This is a genomic window from Pseudomonas sp. RIT623, from assembly GCF_004519305.1.
Lineage (GTDB): Bacteria > Pseudomonadota > Gammaproteobacteria > Pseudomonadales > Pseudomonadaceae > Aquipseudomonas.
The window spans coordinates 23930-45145 of sequence record NZ_SOZA01000010.1; the positions used below are offsets into that span (position 1 = coordinate 23930).

The following is a 21216-nucleotide window of genomic DNA, read 5'->3' on the forward strand; positions in this document are numbered from 1 at the left end:
CGGCAAAAAAAAGGCGACCCATCTGGATCGCCTTTTTTGTTACTTGACCACCTTCAAGCTGGGTCGACCGCTGGGGCGCGGCGGCTGACCACCACCCGGCGGCGGACCCTCGTCATCCGGCTCGACGCTATCGTCGGCGAGGTCATCCTCATCGTCCAGCGGCGGCTCCAGCTCAAAGACCATGCCCTGGCCGTTCTCCCGGGCGTAGATACCCAGGATCGCGCTGGCAGGCACATAGAGCGAGTGGGCGACGCCACCGAAGCGCCCTTCGAAGCTCACCGCCTCGTTGTCCATGTGCAGGTTGCGCACGGCACTGGGAGAGATGTTCAGGACGATCTGGCCATCGCTGGCAAAACCTTGTGGCACCTGGACAGCCGGGTATTCGGCATTGACCAGCATGTGGGGCGTGCAATCGTTGTCGACGATCCACTCGTACAGCGCGCGAACCAGATAGGGGCGACTGGAGTTCATCAACGGCTCCTCTTAAACCTTGCGCATTTCACGTTCGGCAGCGGACAGGCTCGCCTGGAAAGGCTCGCGGGCGAACTGTCGCTCCATGTATTCCAGCAGCGGCTTGGCCTGCCGCGGCAATTCGATACCCATCACCGGCAATCGCCAAAGGATGGGCAGTAGACAACAATCGACCAGGCTTTGCTCCTCGCTCATGAAGCACGGCATCTCACCGAACAACGGCGCCACGCCGGTCAGGCTTTCACGCAGTTCCTTGCGCGCCAGGGCCCTGGCCGCATCGCTGTTGCGCGTATCAAGCACGGTGTCGGCCAGGCTGCACCAGTCGCGCTGAATGCGGTGCATCAGCAAGCGGCTGTTGCCACGCGCCACCGGGTAGACCGGCATCAACGCGGGGTGCGGGTAACGCTCCTCGAGGTACTCCATGACCACGGTCGACTCGTACAGCGCCAGGTCGCGGTCGACCAGGGTCGGCAGGCTGCCATAAGGGTTAACTTCGACCAACTTGGGCGGCAGGCGATCGGCGGCGACATCGATGATCTGCACGGCGACGCCTTTTTCGGCGAGCACCAGGCGAACCCGATGGGAGTAATGATCAGCGGGGTCGGAATAGCAGGCTAACCTGTTGGTTGCGCCCATGTAGCGCCTCCTCGCACGGGATGCTTGTAAAACTGTAAATGAAAACGCGCCCGGGGCGGCCCAGCACTAGTGCTGGGCCGCCCCGGGCGCGTTCAACTACCAGAAACTACTGCGTGATCAGTGCACGTCCTTCCAGTATTCGCGCTTGAGCAAGTAGGCGAACACGAAGAAGAAAGCCAGGTACAGCAATACATAGGTACCAATGCGCTGGCTTTCCAGTTTGACCGGGTTGGCCGAATAGGCCAGGAAGGTCACCAGGTTCTTGACCTTCTCGTCGAACTGCTCGGCGGTCAGGGTACCGGATTTCTCTTCCACGGTCAGCTGGTCGCATGCCTCATGGGTCAGCGGGCTACCGGTGAGCGGGTCGAATTGCTTCTTGCCATCGACCACGCTCTGCACCTGCTTGCAACCGATCACCTGATTGCCCTGCAGGCCCACCAGCACGTTGGGCATGCCAACGTTGGGGAAGACCTTGTTGTTCACCCCGTATGGCCGCGCCTTGTCTTCATAGAAGCTGCGCAGGTAGGTGTACAGCCAGTCGTTGCCACGCACCCGGGCGACCAGGGTCAGGTCGGGCGGCGCCGCGCCGAACCAGGTCTTGGCGTCGTTGGGTTGCATGCCGATCTTCATGTGGTCGCCAATCTTGGCGCCAGTGAACACCAGGTTGTCGAGCATCAGTTCGTGGGGAATCCCCAGGTCGTCGGCCACGCGCTCGTAGCGCTGGAACTTGGCGCTGTGGCAACCCATGCAATAGTTGGCGAAGGTGCGCGCGCCGTCCTGCATCGCGGCCTTGTCGGTCAGGTCGATGTCGACCTTGTCCAGCTCCAGGCCATGTTCGGCGGCGAACGACAGGCTAGGCATCAGTGCCAGCAAGCATACTGCAATCAACTTTTTCATCAGCCAGTCACCCTTTCCGGAACCGGTTTGGTCTTCTCAAGCCTTGTGTAGAACGGCATCAGCAGGAAGTAGGCGAAGTACAACACCGTGCACACCTGCGACAGCAAGGTACGCCCCGGGGTTGGCGCCAGTACGCCCAGCACGCCAAGGATGACGAACGACACGCAGAACACCAGCAACCAGATCTTGCTCAGCCAACCCTTGTAGCGCATGGAACGCACGGGACTGCGGTCGAGCCAGGGCAACACGAACAGCACGGCGATGGCGGCGCCCATGGCGATGACCCCGAACAGCTTGTCGGGCACCGCGCGCAGGATCGCGTAGAACGGCGTGAAGTACCACACCGGGGCGATGTGCTCAGGCGTCTTGAAGGCGTTGGCCTGTTCGAAGTTCGGTTTTTCCAGGAAATACCCACCCATTTCCGGGAAGAAGAACACCACGGCGCAGAACACGAAGAGGAACACCACCACACCGGCGATATCCTTCACGGTGTAGTACGGGTGGAACGGAATGCCATCCAGCGGAATGCCGTTCTCGTCCTTTTTCTTCTTGATGTCCACGCCATCGGGGTTGTTCGACCCCACTTCGTGCAAGGCCAGGATGTGCAGCACCACCAGGCCGAGGATGACGATCGGCAGGGCCACCACGTGCAAGGCGAAGAAGCGGTTCAGGGTGATGCCGGAGATCAGGTAGTCGCCACGGATCCACTGGGTCAGGTCGTCACCGATCACCGGGATCGCGCCGAACAGCGAGATGATCACCTGGGCACCCCAGTACGACATCTGGCCCCATGGCAGCAGGTAGCCCATGAAGGCCTCGGCCATCAGCGCCAGGTAGATCAGCATGCCGAACAGCCAGACCAGCTCGCGGGGCTTCTGGTAGGAGCCGTAGAGCAGGCCGCGGAACATGTGCAGGTAGACCACGATGAAGAACGCCGAGGCGCCGGTGGAGTGCAGGTAGCGCAGGATCCAGCCGTACTCGACGTCGCGCATGATGTACTCGACCGAGGCGAAGGCCTCTTCCGCCGAGGGGGTGAAACTCATGGTCAGCCAAACGCCGGTGACGATCTGGTTGACCAGCACCAGTAGTGCCAGGGAGCCGAAGAAGTACAGGAAGTTGAAGTTCTTGGGCGCGTAATACTTGCTCAGATGGTCTTCCCACATCTTGGTCGCGGGGAAGCGCGCATCGATCCACTCCATGAACTTGCTCATCATGCGTTCTCCTGATCGACGCCGATGACGATGATGTCGTCCGACTCGTACGAGTGCGGTGGCACTGGCAGGTTGAGAGGCGCCGGTTGGGACTTGTAGACGCGGCCGGCGAGGTCGTAGTGCGAGCCGTGGCAAGGGCAGAAGTAGCCACCCACCCATTTCGGCCCCAGGTCGGCAGGCGCGACTTCCGGACGGAACGTCGGCGAGCAGCCCAGGTGGGTGCACAGGCCGACTAGGATGAGGATCTCCGGCTTGATCGAGCGGACTTGCGGGTCAACGTAGGTCGGTTGCACCGACGCTTTGGATTCCGGGTCGGACAGCTCGCCGGTGATCTTTTTCAGATTGCCGAGGATCTCCTCCGTTCGCCGCACGATGAATACAGGTTGCCCGCGCCACTCAGCTACCATCTGCTGACCGGGCTCGACCTTGGCGATATTGACCTTCACCGGTGCCCCTGCGGCTTTCGCCTTGGCACTGGGAAACCATGACCCCACGAACGGTACCGCTGCCCCCACTGCCCCCGCTGCCCCGACCACGGATGTCGCGGCTACGAGGAAGCGGCGCCGGCCTGCGTTGACGCCGTCATTGCTCATTCAGTCCTCTCCCATCAGCTTGCTTGGCCTGTTTTGAACAGGCATCTACTTAGGTACGTCTGTGGCACTAAAAATTGGCCGCAATGGTAAGGAACAAATCCACACGCTGACAAGGTGATTACCCGCTCGTCGGGCCACAACCCTCGCTTTGCTTGATCTGCGTCTATGCGACAAACGGCCACGGACTAGCAAAGAGGGTAGTTCAAGACATAAAAAAAGCCCGGTTCCAAACTGGAACCGGGCTTTTTTCGACTGCCGAAGCGGTATTAACGCTTGGAGTACTGAGGACGCTTACGCGCTTTACGCAGACCCACTTTCTTACGCTCGACTTCACGAGCGTCGCGGGTGACGTAGCCAGCACGACGCAGAGCGCCACGCAGGGTTTCGTCGTATTCCATCAGGGCGCGGGTGATACCGTGACGGATCGCACCGGCCTGACCGCTGACACCACCACCGGAAACGGTGACGTAGATGTCGAACTTCTCAACGGTCTCGGTCAGTTCCAGCGGCTGGCGAACAACCATGCGAGCGGTTTCGCGGCCGAAGAACACGTCCAGGGAACGGTTGTTGATGGAGATGTTACCGGTACCAGGACGCAGGAAAACGCGAGCGGTTGCGGTCTTGCGACGGCCAGTGCCGTAGTTTTGAGTCGCCGACATAATGAACTATCCCGTTAGATCTTCAGTTCTTGAGGCTGCTGAGCAGTGTGTGGGTGAGCAGCACCCGCGTACACTTTCAGCTTGCGGTACATGTCGCGACCCAGCGGGTTCTTCGGCAGCATGCCTTTGACCGCGGTTTCGATGACACGCTCAGGGGCCTTGGCGATCAACTTCTCGAAGTTGATTTCCTTGATACCGCCCGGGAAGCCGGAGTGGGAGTAGTACATCTTGTCGGAAGACTTGGCACCAGTCACACGGATTTTCTCGGCGTTGATGACGACGATGTAGTCGCCGGTGTCAACGTGAGGGGTGTATTCTGGCTTGTGCTTGCCACGCAGGCGGCTAGCGATTTCGGTAGCCAGACGACCCAGGGTCTGACCAGCGGCGTCGACTACGAACCACTCGCGCTTTACTGTTTCCGGTTTAGCAGTAAAAGTTTTCATTCTCTAAAGCCTCAGAGGCCGCCCAGCGAAAAATAGACGGCGAATCTTACTGGATAGTGCACAGCTTGCCAAGGGCAAGCGCGCAGCCGAACGCTGACGCTTTTGGGGGCTCGGGTCGGGCACGCCAATGTTCGACAAAGGTTCTTCAGTCATGGTGGTGCATCACTTCCGCCACGCGAAGAGCTGCAGAATTATCCAGATTGCACAAGAAATTTCAACCTGCTTTTATGGCTTCTTTGCCTGGAGCGATTTTTTGATGGAATACCGCAAGCTCGGCCGTACCGACCTCAATGTCAGCGCCCTGTGCCTGGGGACCATGACCTGGGGCGAGCAGAACACCCAGGAACAGGCCTTCGCCCAGATCAAGCTGGCCAAGGCCGCCGGCATCAACTTCATCGACACCGCCGAGATGTACCCGGTGCCGCCACGCCCGGAAACCTACGCCGCCACCGAACGCATCATCGGCAACTGGTTCGCCGCCAACGGCGACCGCGACGACTGGTTCCTGGCCAGCAAGGTCGCCGGCCCCGGCAACGGCATCAGCCATATCCGCGACGGCCAGCTCAAGCACAATCGCCAGCACATCGTCGCGGCGCTGGAGGAAAGCCTGAAGCGCCTGCAGACCGACCGTATCGACCTGTACCAGCTGCACTGGCCCGAGCGCAGCACCAACTTCTTCGGCAAGCTCGGCTACCAGCACCTGCCCCACGACCTGTTCACGCCGCTGGAAGAAACCCTGGAGGTGCTCGACGAACAGGTGCGCGCCGGCAAGATCCGTCATATCGGCCTGTCCAACGAAACCCCGTGGGGCACGATGAAGTTCCTGCACCTGGCCGAAACCCGCGGCTGGCCACGCGCGGTGTCGATCCAGAACCCCTACAACCTGCTCAACCGCAGCTTCGAAGTGGGCTTGGCCGAGGTGGCGATTCGTGAACAGTGCGGGCTGCTGGCTTATTCGCCGCTGGCCTTCGGCATGCTGTCGGGCAAGTACGAAAACGGCGCCCGTCCGGCGCACGGCCGCCTGACCCTGTTCAGCCGCTTCGCCCGCTACTCCAACCCACAGACCGTGGCAGCCTGCAGCCGCTATGTGCAACTGGCCCGCGAGCACGGGCTGGACCCGGCGCAGATGGCCCTGGCGTTCGTCACCCGCCAGCCCTTCGTCACCAGCAACATCATCGGCGCGACCAGCATCGAGCAGTTGCAGAGCAATATCGACAGCCAGGCGCTGAACCTGGGCGACGAGCTGCTGGCGGCGATCGAGGCCCTGCATCAAGAGCAGCCGAACCCCGCGCCCTGAGCCGAGCCCCGCTCCTGCCCGGGCGTGGGAGCGGGCTTGTCCGGCGATGGGGAATACGGGGTAGACACAATCGCCAAAAAATAAGACGATCCAGCCGGTGATTGACCACTCTACCCTATAAGAACAATGACAATGATGTTTACCCAACCCTCCGCGTCCTTGCGGCGCGTCAGCATCCTGGCCATTGATAAAGTGTTCGCCTCGACACTGATGCAGGCCAAGGATTTCTTCCACCTGGCCAGCCTGCGCTACAGCAAGCAGCTGGGCCTGGGCCTGCAGCCGATGTTCGAGATCGGCCTGGTGAGCCCGGACGGCCTGCCCGTGGACAGTTTCAGCAACGTGCAGCTACCGGTCGACGGTGGCCTGGACGATGCCGACGTGATCATTCTCCCGGCGTTCTGGGACGACTTCGACAACCTCCTGCAACGCTACCCGCAGGTACTGCCCTGGCTGCGCGAGCAGCACGCCCGTGGCGCGGTGCTGTGCGCCGAGGCCAGCGGGGTATTGTGGCTGGCCGAGTCGGGCCTGCTCGACGGCAAGGAGGCGACCACCTACTGGCGCTTCTTCGCCAGCTTCGCCGAGCGCTACCCGAAGATCCGCCTCAACCAGGACAAGCACCTGACCGACGCCGACAACCTGTACTGCGCCGGCGGCACCACCTCGGCCTGCGACCTGTACATCTACCTGATCGAGCGTTTCTGCGGGGCGAACGTCGCCCGGGCGGTGGCCCGCGACATCCTCTATGAAGTACAGCGCAGCTACACGCCCGGGCGCATGGGCTTCGGCGGCCAGAAGCTGCACCAGGACCTGATCATCCTGCAGATCCAGCACTGGCTCGAGGAGCACTTCGCCGACAAGTTCCGCTTCGAGGACGTGGCGCGCAACCACGGCATGAGCATCCGCAACTTCATGCGCAGGTTCCAGAGCGCCACCGGCGACAAGCCGCTGCACTATTTGCAGCGCCTGCGCATCGAGACCGCCAAGGGCTTGTTGTCGAGCACACGCAAGAGCATCAAGACCATCAGCTACGAGGTGGGTTACGACGATGCGAGCTTCTTCGCCCGGTTGTTCCGCCAGCACACGGAGTTGTCGCCGAACCAGTATCGGCAGCAGTTCATGCAGGAGGCTTGAGATGCGTCACCGCGCAAACCAGTAGGAGCCAACCTTGCTGGCGAACCATGCACCGCGGTGCATGGCACCGGCTGCGCCGGTGTTCGCCGGCAAAGCCGGCTCCGACGACGATCGCGTCAGTTTTCGAAAGCTTACGGCTTATGCGCCCGCGACAGGAACTCGTGGGACTGCATCTCCAGCAGACGGCTGAGCGTGCGCTGGAACTCGAAGCTCAGGCGCCCGCCGGTGTACAGGTCCTTGAGCTCCACCTCGGCCGAGATGATCAGCTTCACGTTGCGGTCGTAGAACTCGTCGACCATGTTGATGAAGCGCCGGGCGATGTCGTCGGTGGTCACACCCATCTGCTCGACGTTGCTCAGCAACACGGCGTGGAAGATCTTGCCCAGCTCGATGTAGTCGTTCTGGCTGCGCGGCCCATCGCACAGGGCGCGGAAGTCGAACCAGGCGACGTCGTCGCAGGTGCGCAGGGCGTGGATCGGACGGTTCTCGATCATCAGCACGTCGTTGTCGACGGCCTGGGTGCACTCGGGGGTCAGCGCCTTGAAGCTGGCACGCATGCTTTCGTGCGCCGCCTCGTTGAGCGGGAAGTGGAACAGCTCGGCCTGCTCCAGGTGGCGCAGGCGATAGTCCACGCCGCTGTCGACGTTCACCACATCGGTGTACTGCTTGATCATGGCGATGGCCGGCAGGAAGCGCGCGCGCTGCAAGCCGTCCTTGTACAGGCCGTCCGGGACGATGTTGGAAGTGGCCACCAGCGATACGCCGTTCTTGAACAGTTCTTCCATCAGGGTGCCGAGGATCATGGCATCGGTGATATCGGAAACGAAGAACTCGTCGAAACAGATCACCTTGGCTTCGTCGCTGAAGCGCTTGGCGATGATGGTCAGCGGGTTCTTCTCGCCCTTGAGGGTCTTCATCTCCTCGTGGACGCGCTTCATGAAGCGGTGGAAGTGCGTGCGCATCTTCTGCTTGAACGGCAGCGCTTCATAGAAGGTATCGACCAGGTAGGTCTTGCCTCGCCCTACCCCGCCCCAGAAGTACAGGCCCTTGACCGGCGTCTGTTCCTTCTTGCCGAACAGCTTGCCGAACATGCCCGGCTTGTTGTTCTGCGCGTGTACCAGGTCGTCGTACAGGCGCTGCAGGTGACGCACCGCAGTTTCCTGCGCCGCGTCATGGAAGAAGTCGGGACGTTTCAGATCTGCTTGATAGCGTTCTAGAGGAGTCATGATTTCGTTAGCGAGGCAACAAAAAACGGGCCGTCACTGTAGCGACCGGCCCGCTTAATGGCAATCAGACTTGCGTCAAAGTGACTCAGTCCGCCTGTGGCGCCAGGGCCTCGCGCAGGCTGGTGATGGCCGTGTCACGGGCCTCGGCGGCCTCGAACTGCGGCCCGTCGGCAACTTGCTCACCGTTCAGCCAGAGCGAGAAGCCCAGGCCCTCGACACGCACGTCGGCCTCGCCGCCCTGTTGCAGCTGCTTGCTCACCGCCCCCGCGCTCTTGCCATCGGCAAAGCTGCGCGACAGCAGCAATTGCTCGCCATCGGCGGCCAGCAGGCGGAAGCGGAAGCTGCCGTCCTCATCGCGGAAGCTGACGAAGCGCGCGCTCTTGGCGGCCTTCTTCTTCACTTCAGCGCTGGCCTGCACGGCCGTGCGGAACGAACGCAGGCCCACTGCCTCGCGCAATTGCTCGAGGAACGGCGTGGCGATCTTGCGGGCCTTGGCGGCGCCTGCCAGGAGGATGTCCTCGAGGTCCGACGGGCGCGAGATCAGCTGGTGATAGTGCTCGCGCTTCTCGGCCAGCTGGCCGTCGAGCAACTGGAACAGGCGCTGCTTGGCCTCGCCCCAGCCCAGCCCTTGCAGCAGCTCGTCGCGGAACGCGGCGGACTGCGCCGGCGTCGAGAACGCCTGGAACAGGGTGAACAGGTGCGAATTGTCCGGATCCTTGGCCTCGCCCGGGGCCTTGGAGTCGGTGACGATGCGCGAGATCGCATCCTTCATGTCCTTGGCGCTGGTGAACAGCGGGATGGTGTTGTCATAGCTCTTGGACATCTTGCGACCGTCCAGGCCCGGGAGCGTGGCCACGCTCTCCTCGATCACCGCCTCGGGCAGGGCGAAGAAGTCCTTGCCCTGGCCGAACAGATGATTGAAACGCTGGCCGATATCGCGGGCCATTTCCACGTGCTGGATCTGGTCGCGGCCGACCGGCACCTTGTGCGCGTTGAACATCAGGATGTCGGCGGCCATCAGCACCGGGTAGCTGAACAGGCCCATGCTCACGCCGGCGTCCGGGTCTTCGCCGGCCTCGACGTTCTTGTCCACCGAGGCCTTGTAGGCGTGGGCACGGTTGAGCAGGCCCTTGGCCGCGACGCAGGTCAGCAGCCAGGTGAGTTCGGGGATCTCGGGGATGTCGGACTGACGGTAGAAGGTCACCTTGTCCGGGTCCAGGCCGCCGGCCAGCCAGGTGGCGGCGATTTCCAGGCGCGAGCGCTGGATGCGCAGCGGGTCGTCGCACTTGATCAGGGCGTGGTAGTCGGCCAGGAAGTAGAACGAGTCGGCACCGGGCTGCTGGCTGGCGAGGATGGCCGGGCGGATGGCGCCGGCGTAGTTGCCCAGGTGCGGGGTGCCGGTGGTGGTGATACCGGTGAGAATGCGCGTGGTCATGGGTGTTCGCTTATTCAGGCTTGGCTCAGTTCGAAAGGCGCGGCAGCAGCAGATCCTTCAGATCGGTCAGCTTGCCATGGAAGAAGTGTCCGCATTCTGCCACTTTCAGCAGCTCATGGGGGCGCGACAGGGCGTCGGACCAGTCGTAGACCAGTTGCGGGACGACCACTTCGTCGCTGTCCGGCTGGATGATAGTGAGCTTGACACGCTCGGGCAGAGGGAACTGCTCGGTCAGGCGCATCACTGCCGGGGCGATCATGAACAGTTGTTGCAATTCGACGCCCTTGGCCTCCAGGCGCCCAGCCAGGCTGGTAGCGACGAAACCGCCGAAGGAGAACCCCATCAGCACCAGGGGCAGTTGGGGATGCTTTTCGCGCAGCCAGGTCGCCACGACTTCGGCGTCGTCTACCTCGCCGGCGCCCATGTCATGGCTGCCAGCGCTCTGGCCGACGCCCCGGTAGTTGAAGCGCAGGGTCACGTAACCGGCGTCACGGGCCGTGCGTTGCAGGGTCGAGACCACCTTGTTGAGCATGGTGCCGCCCTGGACCGGGTTGGGGTGGCAGATCAGCACCGCGCCGCGGGCGTCGGCCACGTCCAGGTACAAGGCTTCCAGCTGACCGCACGGGCCATCGATGAACAAGGGTGTTTCGCGGATAAGCAAGGCACTACTCCGTGACCTCGGGAAGGGTCGACTCGTCTAGCAAAGGAATTCTGTTCTGATTTGCGAATGCTCGCGGTATACAGCGCAGGTCTGAGCCGTTAACGTAAAGCAAAGCCGTTTATAGAGGAAGGACTCGTGGAACACTCGCTCCTTGTTTGGTTGCTGCCGACCCTGGCCCTGGTCATCGGTGTCGTCGCAGGTTTCGCGCTGGCCCGCCTGTTGCCCAACGCGGCGCCGAGCAACACCCAACGCCAGCTGGATGACATCCAGCAGCGTTTCGACAATTACCAGAACGAAGTGGTGACCCACTTCAACAGTACCGCTTCGCTGGTCAAGAAGCTGACCCAGAGCTACCAGGACGTGCAAGATCACCTGGCCGATGGCGCCAACCGCCTGGCCCTCGACGAACTGACCCGCCAGCGCCTGCTGGCCGCGCTGCACTCGGAAGCCGCGCAAGGTCCGCGCGACCGCCTGACGCCGCCCAAGGACACCGCCGAAGTGCCACGCGACTATGCGCCAAAAGCGCCGAACTCGCCGGGCATGCTCGACGAGAGCTACGGGCTCAAGCGTTAAACAAAAGGCCTCGCAAGAGGCCTTTTTTGTACCCGCCTGGCACCGGCTACGCCGGCGCCTATAGGTACCAAGGCGCGACGGTGTCCTCCAGGTTGTAGCGCGCCCGGGCATCGGCCAGCATCTGCGGCGCCAGGCGCGCCTGGCGAACCAGGCTGTACAGCGCCGCCATCACCACGGCATGCCGGTCGACCTCGAAGAACCGCCGTAGTTGCTGACGCGTATCGCTGCGCCCAAAACCATCGGTCCCCAAGGACATGAACGGCGCTTGCACATATTCGGCGATCAATTGCGGCCAGGCGCGCACATAGTCGCTCGCCGCGATCACCGGCGCATCGCCGGGCAGGCAGCCACGCAGATGGCAATCCTCCTCGCCGCCAGCCAGCGCCACCCGTCGCGCATCCCGGGCGTCGCGCGCCAGTTCGCTGAAACTGGTGACGCTGAACACCTCGCAATCGACCTGCCAGTCGTTCGCCAGCAACTCGCCCGCCGCGATCACCTCACGCAAGATCGTGCCCGAGCCCAACAAACGCACCTGGCCGAGCGGGCTCCGCGCCTGCTGCCGGGTGTACAGATACATGCCACGCAACACGGCCTCCCGCGCGCCATCGGGCAACGATGGCTGTGGATAGTTTTCGTTCATCACTGCCACATAGTGGAATTCGTCGCGCTGCTCCACCAGCATGCGCCGTGCGGCATGGTCGAGGATCACTGCCAGTTCGCCGGCGAAGCACGGGTCCCAGGCACGACAGTTGGGCACCATCGCGGCCATTACCAGGCTCGAGCCATCCTGGTGCTGCAGCCCTTCCCCACCCAGGGTGGTGCGCCCGGCGGTGGCGCCCAGCAACAGCCCGCGGGCACGCTGGTCGGCGGCGGCCCAGATCAGATCGCCGACCCGCTGGAAACCGAACATCGAGTAATAGATGTACACCGGCAACATCGGCTCGCCATGCACCGCGTAGGCCGTGGCGGCCGCGATCCATGACGACAGCGCCCCGGCCTCGGTGATGCCCTCCTCCAGCAGTTGGCCATCGCGTGCTTCCCTGTAGGACAGCAGCGAGCCGGCATCCTCGGGCTCGTAGCGCTGCCCTTGAGGCGCATAGATACCGATCTGGCGGAACAGGCTGGCCATGCCGAAGGTGCGCGCCTCGTCGGCAACGATCGGCACCACCCGCGGCCCCAGGCCCGGTACCTTCAACCAGTTGCCCAGCAGGCGCACGGCGGCCATGGTGGTGGACATTTCCTTGCCGTCGGCGTGCAAGGCAAAGCCGGCGAAGGCATGCAGATCCGGCAACGGCAGTGTCATGCAGTCGGCGCGCCGCTTTGGCAGCGGGCCACCCAGGGCTGCCCGACGCTGGCGCAAGTAACGCATCTCCGGGCTGTCCTCGGCCGGGCGATAGAACTGCAACTGCTCCACCGCCTGGTCCGACAGCGGCAGGCGAAAACGATCGCGGAATGCCAGCAACGCCTGCACGTCCAGTTTCTTGGCCTGGTGCGCGGTCATCCGCGATTCACCGGCACTGCTCATGCCGTAGCCCTTCTTGGTCTTGGCCAGGATCACCGTCGGCCGGCCCTTGCACGCCTTGGCGGCGGCATAGGCGGCGTGCAACTTGCGAAAATCATGGCCGCCGCGCTTGAGCGCGTTGATCTCATCGGTGCTCATATGCGCCACCAGCCGCTGCAAGGCTGGGTTCTGCTTGAAGAAATGCTCGAGGTTGTAGCTGCCGTCCTTGGCACCGAGGGTCTGGAACTGGCCGTCCGGGGTCGCCGCCAGCTGACGCAGCAGCGCATGCTCGCGGTCACGGGCGAACAGCGGGTCCCATTCCGAGCCCCACAGCACCTTGATCACGTTCCAGCCGGCGCCACTGAACAGCGCCTCCAGCTCCTGGATGATCTGGCCATTGCCGCGCACCGGGCCATCCAGCCGCTGCAGGTTGCAATTGACGATGAAGGTCAGGTTGTCCAGCTGTTCGCGAGCGGCCAGGGTCAGGCCGGCGATGGATTCCGGCTCGTCCATCTCGCCGTCGCCGAACACGCCCCACACATGCCGCTGCAAGGTATCGAGCAGGCCACGGTGCTGCAGGTAGCGCATGAAGCGCGCCTGGTAGATCGCATTGAGCGGGCCGATGCCCATGGAGCCGGTAGGGAACTGCCAGAAGTCGGGCATCAACCAAGGGTGTGGATAAGAGCACAGGCCGCTGCCAGCGACTTCCTGGCGGTAATTGGCCAATTGCTGCTCACTCAGGCGCCCTTCGAGAAACGCCCGGGCATAAACGCCTGGCGCCGAGTGCGGCTGGAAGAACACCAGGTCGGCGCTGCGGCCCGGCCCGTCGCCCTCGCCGCGGAAGAAATGCTGGAAGCCGACCTCGAAGATCTCCGCCGCCGAGGCATAGCTGGCGATGTGCCCGCCCAGGTCGCCATAGGCGTGGTTGGCCCGCACCACCATGGCCAGGGCGTTCCAGCGCAGGATGCCAGTAATGCGCTCGTCCAGCTCCAGGTCGCCGGGGTAGGTGCCCTGCTGCTCCACCGACAAGGTGTTGCGGTAAGCCGAAAAGGCCTGGGCCTCGCGCTCCAACCCCAGTTCCAGCGCGTGAGCCTGCAAACGCTGCAACAGATACCGCGCGCGCTTCGGCCCGCAGTGGGCCAAGGTCGATTCCAGCGCCTGGCACCACTCGGCCGTTTCGCCGGGGTCACTGTCCAGGGCGTCGTCCAGGGCCGTCAGCGGCTCGTTCGGATTCATCATCGCTACCATCGCTCAGGCCTCGTCCTTGGCGGTTCAGGCGCAGGCCTTCAAGGCCTGGGCAATGTCGGCCAGCAAGTCGTCGATATCCTCCAGGCCCACCGAAAGCCGTACCAACCCTTCCGATATGCCATGCTCGGCGCGCTCTGCCTGGGTATAGCTGGAATGGGTCATGCTCGCCGGATGCTGGGCCAGCGACTCGGCATCGCCCAGGCTCACCGCCCGACTGAACAGTTGCAAGGCGTTCATGAAGCGGCGCCCCGCCTCTATGCCACCCTTGAGTTCGAAGGCGATCATCCCACCCGGCAGGCGCATTTGCCGTTGGGCCAACGCGTACTGCGGGAACGACGGCAGGCCTGGGTAGTGCAACAGTTCCACCTGCGGTTGGCGCTCCAGGTACTCGGCGACCTGCCGGGCATTGGCGCAATGGCGATCCATGCGCAGAGCCAGGGTCTTGATACCGCGCATCAGCAAGGCGGCGTCATGCGGCGAGAGCACCGCGCCGGTCATGTCCTTGAGCCCTTCCAGGCGAATCCGCTCGACCAGCGCCTGGCGCCCGACTACCAGGCCGGCGGTGATATCGCCATGGCCAGAGAGGTATTTGGTGGCTGAGTGCACCACCAGATCCACGCCCAGCTCCAGCGGACGTTGCAGGTAGGGCGTGCAATAGGTGTTGTCGACCACGATGCTCAGGTCATGGCCACGGGTGGCGCCCACCACCGCGGCGATATCCACCAGTTGCATATTGGGATTGGCCGGGGTTTCGAAGTAGATCATCCGCGTCTTCGGCGTGATCGCCGCCTTAAGCGCTGGGATATCGTTGAGGTCGACATGGCGGATGTTCACGCCGAACTGGCCGATGCCGTGATGCAGGTAGGCAAAGGTGCAGCCATACAGGGTGCTGCCGACGATCAGCTCGTCCCCCGGACGTAGCAAGGTCCATAGCGTGGCGGTGATGGCGCCCATGCCCGAGGCCAGGGCCAGCCCGGCCTCGCCGCCCTCGAGCGAGGCCATGCGCTGTTCCAGCAGGGCCAGGGTCGGGTTGGAAATACGGCTGTAGAAATGCCCGGGCTGTTCGCCGGCAAAGCAGGCGGCGCCGTATTCGACGGTGGGAAAGGCATAGGTGGCGGTCTGGTAGACCGGCGGCACCAGCGCGCCATCATGGGACAGCGGGTCATAGCCGTGGTGGATGGCCCGCGTGGAAAAACCGGTGTTGTTATTGGAGTCGCGCATGGCAACAGCCTCTTGTGGTTTGCTATAAGCTTATGCCACCGGGCTGCAACATTTTTTCCAAAGTTACCCACGCTTTCCCGCTGTTATTGAAATAAAAACAACAAAAATAAAACCAGGAGGGCAAGACATGCCTTCATCACTCGACCGCACCGACCGCGCCCTGCTCGCCGCGCTGCAAGACAATGCGCGCCTGACCGTCTCCGAACTCGCCGATCAGGTCGCCCTGACCACCTCGCCCTGCTGGCGAAGGGTCAAGCTGCTGGAAGACAACGGCTACATCACCGGCTATCAGGCCATCCTCTCGCCCAAATCGCTGGGCTTTGGCGTGACCGCCTTCGTCAGCATCATGATGGACTCGCACACCAAGGAAATGGCCCTGGCGTTCGAGCAACGGCTGATGGAGATTCCCGAGATCGTCGCCTGCCACAACATTTCCGGGCGCTATGACTTTCTGCTGGAAATCCTGGCGCGGGACCTGGAGTCGTTTGGGGAATTCACCCGGGAGGTGCTGCAGCGCTTGCCGGGGGTGAAGGAGATCTATTCGAGCTTTTCGTACAAGGCGGTGAAGGAGCGGCGAGTGATTCCGGTGTCCGAGAAACATATCTAGCATCTTGGGGGCGCTCCGCGCCCCTTTCGCGGCACAAGGCCGCTCCTACAGGGGAACGCGATCGCCTGTAGGAGCGGCCTTGCGCCGCGAAAGGGCTGCAAAGCAGCCCCAGCGCTACCGAAGCAAACAAAAAACCCCGCCGAAGCGGGGTTTCTCAGGTCACGCGGATACTCAGATCGCGCCGCGCTGGCGCAGCACATCCAACACCAGCTTCACGCCTTCATCGACGCTGACCGACTGGGTGTCGATCACCAGGTCGGCATCCAGCGGCACATCGAACGGGAAACTCTCGCCCGGGATGTTGTCACCGCCAGCGGCGTACAGCCCCTGCGGATCACGCTCGCGGCACGCCAGTGGCGAGGCCTGCACATAGACAGTGACCAGACGCTCCTTGCCGATCAGCGCCTTGGCCTGTTCGCGGCCTTCGGCATCCGGGGCCACGAACGCGGCCAAGGTCAGCAGGCCGGCTTCGTTGAACTGGCGCGCCACATGGGCGGCGCGGCGCCAGTTCTCGGTGCGCCCGGCGCGGTCCTGCGCCAAACCCTTGTTCAGGTCGTGGCGCAGGTTCTGGCCATCGAGCACATAGACCGCACGGCCCATGTCGAACAGCTTGCGCTCCACGGCATAGGCCAGGGTGCTCTTGCCCGCGCCGGAAAGGCCGCTGAACAGCACGGTGGCCGGCTGCTGGCCGAAGCGCAGGGCACGTTCCTCGGTGGACACATGGGCCAGCTTGCCGTGCTGCCCGGCACTGCCATGAGGCAGTACTGGCGGGGCGATGATCATGCCCGCGCCGACGGTACCGTTGGTCAGCCGGTCGATAACGATAAACGCGCCAGTGGTGCGGTTGCTGTCATAGCCATCCAGGGCAATGGCGCTGTCCAGCGCCACCTTGACCCGGCCGATCTCGTTCAGTTGCAGCGCGCTGGCGGCGCCCTGCTCGAGGGTGTTCACATCGACCTTGTGGCTGATGCTGGCAATCGAGCCCGGCACGTAGCTGGTGGCGCGCTTGATGTCGTACTTCTTGCCCGGGAGCATCGGCTCCTCGGCCATCCACACCAACATGGCGTCGAACTGGTCGGCCACCTGCGGCACGTTGTCGGCATGCACCAGCAGGTCGCCGCGGGAGATGTCGATCTCGTCTTCCATGGTCAGGGTCACTGCCTGGCCGGGGCCGGCGTTCTCCAGCTCACCTTCGAAGGTGACGATGGACTTGACCCGGCTGCTCTTGCCCGAGGGCAGCACGACGATCTCGTCGCCCTTGTGCACCACGCCACCGGCGATGGTGCCGGCAAAGCCGCGGAAGTTGAGGTTCGGGCGGTTGACGTACTGCACCGGGAAACGCAGGTCGGTGACATTGCGGTCGCCCGCGATCTCGACGGTTTCGAGGATTTCCATCAGTGCCGGACCCGTGTACCACGGCGAACGCTCGCTGCGGTTGACCACGTTGTCGCCCTTGAGCGCCGACATCGGCACGAAGTGCAGGCTCGATGGCTTGAGGTCGATGCCCTCGGCGAACTTCAGGTAGTCGGCCTTGATCGACTCGAACACTTGCTCGTCGAAACCCTTGAGGTCCATTTTGTTGACCGCGACGACGATGTGCTTGATGCCCAGCAGGGAAGCGATGTAGCTGTGCCGGCGGGTCTGGGTCTGCACGCCGTAGCGGGCATCGACCAGGATGATTGCCAGGTCGCAGGTGGACGCGCCGGTGGCCATGTTGCGGGTGTACTGCTCGTGGCCCGGGGTGTCGGCGATGATGAACTTGCGCTTGGCGGTAGAGAAGTAGCGGTAGGCGACATCGATGGTGATGCCCTGCTCGCGCTCGGCCTGCAGGCCGTCCACCAGCAGCGCCAGGTCGACTTCCTCGCCGGTGGTGCCGGATTTTTTCGAATCACGGGTGATGGCCTCGAGGTGGTCCTCATAGATCATCTTCGAGTCGTGCAGCAGGCGCCCGATCAGGGTGCTCTTGCCGTCGTCCACGTTGCCGCAGGTGAGGAAACGCAGCAGTTCCTTGCGCTCGTGCTGGGCCAGGTAGGCGAGGATGTCCTCGCTGATCAGATCAGATTGGTGCGACATGCTGGAACCCTGAAATTAGAAGTAGCCTTGGCGTTTTTTGTCTTCCATGGAACCGGCGCCATCGTGGTCGATGACGCGGCCCTGGCGTTCGGACGTTCGGGTCAGGAGCATTTCCTGAATGATGTCCGTCAGGGTTTCGGCTTCCGACTCGACAGCGCCCGTCAGCGGGTAGCAGCCCAGGGTACGGAAACGCACCTTCTTCTTGACGATGCGCGCTTTCTCTTCCTCGCTGAGGTGCTCGAGGATGCGCGCGTCGTCGATCATGATCAGGGTGCCGTTCTTCTCGATCACTTCACGCTCGGCGGCGAAATACAGCGGCACGATCGGGATGCCTTCGAGGTAGATGTACTGCCAGATGTCCAGCTCGGTCCAGTTCGACAGCGGGAACACGCGGATCGACTCGCCCTTGTTGACCTTGCCGTTGTAGATGTTCCACAGCTCCGGGCGCTGGTTCTTCGGGTCCCAGCGGTGCTTGCTGTCACGGAACGAGTACACTCGCTCCTTGGCCCGCGACTTCTCTTCGTCACGGCGCGCGCCGCCGAAGGCAGCATCGAAGCCATGCTTGTCCAGTGCCTGCTTCAGGCCCTGGGTCTTCATGATGTCAGTGTGCTTGGAGCTGCCATGGGTGAACGGGTTGATGCCCTGCGCCACACCCTCGGGGTTGACGTGGGTGATCAGCTCCAAGCCCATCTCTTCGACCATCTTGTCGCGGAAGCGGTACATCTCCTGGAACTTCCACTGGGTATCGACGTGCATCACCGGGAACGGCAGCTTGCCCGGGAAGAACGCCTTGCGCGCCAGGTGCAGCATGACCGCGGAATCCTTGCCGATCGAGTACAGCATCACCGGGTTATCGAACTCGGCGGCCACCTCGCGGATGATGTGGATGCTCTCCGCCTCCAGCTGTTTCAAGTGCGTCAGATTGTCGACCATGGCTACTCACGAAAAACGATCTTATGGACGGCCTGCGGGCCGTGTTCGAGCGAGCCACTTTATCACAGCGCCCTGTTCTATTTAGGAGGCTGCCTAGATCGAAACAATCTAACGATATGACTGGGGGTTTGGGCGTTGGCGCAGGTTTTTTCGTAGGAGCCAGCCTTGCTGGCGAATGGGCGCCGGTTCGCCAGCAAGGCTGGCTCCTACGGGGTCAACCGCCGGCTTTCAGATGGGATTCGGACAATCGATGAACAGGTGCTCCAGGGCAAAGCGCCGCGCCAGGTAATCACCCAACGCCTGCACGCCGTAGCGCTCGGTGGCGTGATGCCCGGCGGCGATGAAGCTGATGCCGTTTTCCCGGGCACTGTGGAAGGTCTGCTCGGAGGCCTCGCCACTGATGAACAAGTCGACCCCGGCGGCAATGGCATTGTCGATATAGCCCTGCCCGCCGCCGGTACACCAGCCAACCCGGCGGATCATCTGCTCGCCCTCGACCACCAACGGCTCGCGGCCCAGGGCCTCCTGCACGCGCCGGGCGAAGTCACGCACCGACAGCGGCTCGGCCAACGAGCCAACCAGGCCGACCACCTTGGGGTTGTTCGGGTCCAGCGGGCCTTCGACGGTGATGTCCAGCTGGCGCGCCAGCTGCACGTTATTGCCCACCTCCGGGTGCACGTCCAGCGGCAGGTGGAAGGTCAGCAGGCTGATGTCGTGCTTGAGCAGGGTTTTCAGACGGCGCTGCTTGATGCCGGTGATGCACGGATTCTCGCCCTTCCAGAAATAGCCATGGTGGACCAGTACCAGGTCGGCCTCGGCTTCGACCGCGGCGTCCAGCAGCGCCTGGCTGGCAGTCACGCCGCTGACGATGCGGCTGACCTGCGGGCGACCCTCGACCTGCAGGCCGTTGGGGCAATAGTCCGGGATCCTGGCGCTGCCCAGATAGCGCTCGGCTTCCTCGACCAGGGTGTTGAGGGCGACGGCCATGAAAAATCTCCTCGAATTCGGCGTTGCGACAGGCACCAGGCCCTATAATGGCCGCCATTATGGGCCGTCGCCGGCGTAGGGGAAACCGGCGGCAGCTGCCTGGGGACCCACACCATCGCCGATCGCCTTGTTCACGTGTATGATCGCGCGCGCTTGCGCCCCGGGCCGCACAGAGGTGGCCCCCGCCCTACTCCCAGGATTCATTCATGCTCAAGGCTCTGCGTTATTTCGGCTGGCCCCTGCTCACCGGCGTGCTGATCGCCCTGCTGATCATCCAGCGCTTCCCGCAATGGGTCGGCCTGCCCAGCCAGGACGTCAACCTGCAACAGGCGCCGCAAACCACGAAGATCATGCAGGGCCCGGTGTCCTACGCCGACGCGGTGACCCTCGCCGCGCCCGCCGTGGTCAACCTGTACACCACCAAGGTGGTGAACAAGAGCGCCCACCCGCTGTTCGAGGACCCGCAGTTCCGCCGCTTCTTCGGCGACAACCTGCCCAAGCAACGACGCTGGGAATCGAGCCTGGGCTCGGCGGTGATCATGAGCCCCGAGGGCTACCTGCTGACCAACAACCACGTCACCAGCGGCGCCGACCAGATCGTCGTGGCCCTCAAGGACGGCCGCGAGACCCTGGCCCGGGTGATCGGCAACGACCCGGAAACCGACCTGGCGGTGCTGAAGATAGACCTGAAGAACCTGCCGGCGATCACCATCGGCCGCTCCGACAGCATCCACATCGGCGACGTCACCCTGGCCATCGGCAACCCGTTCGGCGTCGGCCAGACCGTGACCATGGGCATCATCAGCGCCACCGGCCGCAACCAGCTGGGCCTGAACAACTACGAAGACTTCATCCAGACTGACGCGGCGATCAACCCGGGCAACTCCGGCGGCGCACTGGTCGATGCCAACGGCAACCTGGTGGGCATCAACACGGCGATCTTCTCCAAGTCCGGCGGCTCCCAGGGCATCGGCTTCGCCATCCCGGTCAAGCTGGCTTTGGAGATAATGAAGTCGATTGTCGAGCATGGCCAGGTGATCCGTGGCTGGCTGGGGATCGAGGTGCAGCCGCTGAGCCAGGAGTTGGCCGAGTCGTTCGGCATGCAGGGCCGCCCAGGCATCGTCGTCGCCGGGATCTTCCGCGATGGCCCAGCGGCGCGGGCCGGGTTGCAGCTGGGCGATGTGATTCTGAGCATCAATGGCGAGCCGGCCGGCGACGGGCGCAAGTCGATGAACCAGGTGGCGCGGATCAAGCCCAACGAGAAGATCACCATCGAGGTGGTGCGTAATGGGCAGCAATTGAAGCTGGTGGCCGAGGTCGGGCTGCGGCCGCCGCCTGCGCCAGTGGCCGCAAAGGAAGAGAAGTAGCATCTGCTTCGCCGGCAAGCCGGCTCCTACGCATAATCCCCGTAGG

General features: G+C 63.2%; 20 protein-coding genes. 5 read left to right on the top strand and 15 right to left on the bottom strand.

Features of this window, described 5'->3' with window-relative positions; genetic code table 11:
• Positions 1-39: 39 nt before the first annotated feature.
• The 7 genes from E3U47_RS09535 to rplM all read right to left on the bottom strand — a co-directional run bounded on the left by E3U47_RS09535 (position 40) and on the right by rplM (position 4910).
• Positions 40-471 (bottom strand): ClpXP protease specificity-enhancing factor, encoded by a 432-nt coding sequence (locus E3U47_RS09535; protein WP_134691085.1) that lies wholly within the window; start codon positions 469-471, stop codon positions 40-42.
• A gap of 12 nt (positions 472-483) precedes the next feature.
• On the bottom strand, positions 484-1107 hold the full coding sequence (locus E3U47_RS09540) for a glutathione S-transferase N-terminal domain-containing protein (protein ID WP_134691087.1): 624 nt from the start codon (positions 1105-1107) through the stop codon (positions 484-486).
• Between the two features lie 117 nt (positions 1108-1224).
• On the bottom strand, positions 1225-2004 hold the full coding sequence (locus E3U47_RS09545; protein WP_134691089.1) for a cytochrome c1: 780 nt from the start codon (positions 2002-2004) through the stop codon (positions 1225-1227).
• Complete coding sequence (locus E3U47_RS09550) at positions 2004-3215, bottom strand: cytochrome bc complex cytochrome b subunit (RefSeq protein WP_046857021.1); 1212 nt, start codon at positions 3213-3215, stop codon at positions 2004-2006. Before E3U47_RS09550 ends, E3U47_RS09545 begins: the two co-directional genes overlap by 1 nt.
• Positions 3215-3808: a ubiquinol-cytochrome c reductase iron-sulfur subunit gene (gene petA / locus E3U47_RS09555; protein WP_134691091.1), complete on the bottom strand. Its 594-nt coding sequence runs from the start codon at positions 3806-3808 to the stop codon at positions 3215-3217. The genes E3U47_RS09550 and petA overlap by 1 nt, the downstream gene beginning before the upstream one ends.
• A 266-nt stretch (positions 3809-4074) precedes the next feature.
• Positions 4075-4467, bottom strand: a complete 393-nt coding sequence (gene rpsI / locus E3U47_RS09560; protein WP_003260797.1) for a 30S ribosomal protein S9 — start codon at positions 4465-4467, stop codon at positions 4075-4077.
• Between the two features lie 14 nt (positions 4468-4481).
• Positions 4482-4910 carry a 50S ribosomal protein L13 gene (gene rplM / locus E3U47_RS09565; RefSeq protein WP_134691093.1) on the bottom strand — a complete coding sequence of 143 codons (429 nt, stop codon included), beginning with the start codon at positions 4908-4910 and terminating at the stop codon, positions 4482-4484.
• A 256-nt stretch (positions 4911-5166) separates the two neighbouring features.
• Here rplM and E3U47_RS09570 point away from each other — a divergent pair, with 256 nt between their 5' ends.
• Both E3U47_RS09570 and E3U47_RS09575 read left to right on the top strand, forming a co-directional pair.
• Entirely contained in the window at positions 5167-6207 is a 1041-nt protein-coding gene (locus E3U47_RS09570; RefSeq protein ID WP_134691095.1) for an NADP(H)-dependent aldo-keto reductase, read from the top strand.
• Positions 6208-6441: 234 nt separating this feature from the next.
• A complete protein-coding gene (locus E3U47_RS09575) occupies positions 6442-7338 on the top strand; it encodes a GlxA family transcriptional regulator (RefSeq protein ID WP_167659464.1) in 897 nt (298 codons plus the stop codon).
• 131 nt (positions 7339-7469) lie between these two features.
• On the opposite strand, the gene zapE is transcribed toward E3U47_RS09575, so the two are convergent.
• From zapE to E3U47_RS09590, 3 genes are all read right to left on the bottom strand, one after another.
• A complete protein-coding gene (zapE, locus tag E3U47_RS09580) occupies positions 7470-8564 on the bottom strand; it encodes a cell division protein ZapE (RefSeq protein WP_134691097.1) in 1095 nt (364 codons plus the stop codon).
• A gap of 85 nt (positions 8565-8649) precedes the next feature.
• A complete protein-coding gene (locus tag E3U47_RS09585) occupies positions 8650-9999 on the bottom strand; it encodes a tryptophan--tRNA ligase (protein WP_134691099.1) in 1350 nt (449 codons plus the stop codon).
• A 25-nt stretch (positions 10000-10024) separates the two neighbouring features.
• Entirely contained in the window at positions 10025-10660 is a 636-nt protein-coding gene (locus E3U47_RS09590; protein WP_134691101.1) for an alpha/beta hydrolase, read from the bottom strand.
• A 135-nt stretch (positions 10661-10795) separates the two neighbouring features.
• Here E3U47_RS09590 and E3U47_RS09595 point away from each other — a divergent pair, with 135 nt between their 5' ends.
• Positions 10796-11233: a YhcB family protein gene (locus E3U47_RS09595; RefSeq protein WP_134691102.1), complete on the top strand. Its 438-nt coding sequence runs from the start codon at positions 10796-10798 to the stop codon at positions 11231-11233.
• A 58-nt stretch (positions 11234-11291) separates the two neighbouring features.
• Here the strand turns inward: E3U47_RS09595 and mdeB are convergent, their stop codons facing one another.
• Together mdeB and E3U47_RS09605 are read right to left on the bottom strand one after the other, a co-directional pair.
• Positions 11292-13982, bottom strand: coding sequence for an alpha-ketoglutarate dehydrogenase (gene mdeB, locus E3U47_RS09600; protein WP_134691104.1), 2691 nt, complete (start codon positions 13980-13982; stop codon positions 11292-11294).
• Between the two features lie 24 nt (positions 13983-14006).
• Positions 14007-15203, bottom strand: coding sequence for a methionine gamma-lyase (locus tag E3U47_RS09605; RefSeq protein WP_134691106.1), 1197 nt, complete (start codon positions 15201-15203; stop codon positions 14007-14009).
• Positions 15204-15330: 127 nt separating this feature from the next.
• Here E3U47_RS09605 and E3U47_RS09610 point away from each other — a divergent pair, with 127 nt between their 5' ends.
• Positions 15331-15810: an Lrp/AsnC family transcriptional regulator gene (locus E3U47_RS09610; RefSeq protein ID WP_134691108.1), complete on the top strand. Its 480-nt coding sequence runs from the start codon at positions 15331-15333 to the stop codon at positions 15808-15810.
• Between the two features lie 171 nt (positions 15811-15981).
• Here E3U47_RS09610 and cysN read toward each other — a convergent pair whose 3' ends face one another.
• From cysN to E3U47_RS09630, 3 genes are all read right to left on the bottom strand, one after another.
• Positions 15982-17883 (bottom strand): sulfate adenylyltransferase subunit CysN, encoded by a 1902-nt coding sequence (cysN, locus tag E3U47_RS09620; protein WP_134691112.1) that lies wholly within the window; start codon positions 17881-17883, stop codon positions 15982-15984.
• Between the two features lie 15 nt (positions 17884-17898).
• Positions 17899-18816, bottom strand: coding sequence for a sulfate adenylyltransferase subunit CysD (gene cysD / locus E3U47_RS09625; protein WP_134691113.1), 918 nt, complete (start codon positions 18814-18816; stop codon positions 17899-17901).
• Between the two features lie 228 nt (positions 18817-19044).
• Positions 19045-19803, bottom strand: coding sequence for a Nif3-like dinuclear metal center hexameric protein (locus E3U47_RS09630; RefSeq protein WP_134691115.1), 759 nt, complete (start codon positions 19801-19803; stop codon positions 19045-19047).
• Positions 19804-20009: 206 nt separating this feature from the next.
• On the opposite strand from E3U47_RS09630, the gene algW reads away from it, so the two are divergent.
• Positions 20010-21170, top strand: coding sequence for a Do family serine endopeptidase AlgW (gene algW / locus E3U47_RS09635; RefSeq protein ID WP_134691117.1), 1161 nt, complete (start codon positions 20010-20012; stop codon positions 21168-21170).
• Positions 21171-21216: the final 46 nt, after the last annotated feature.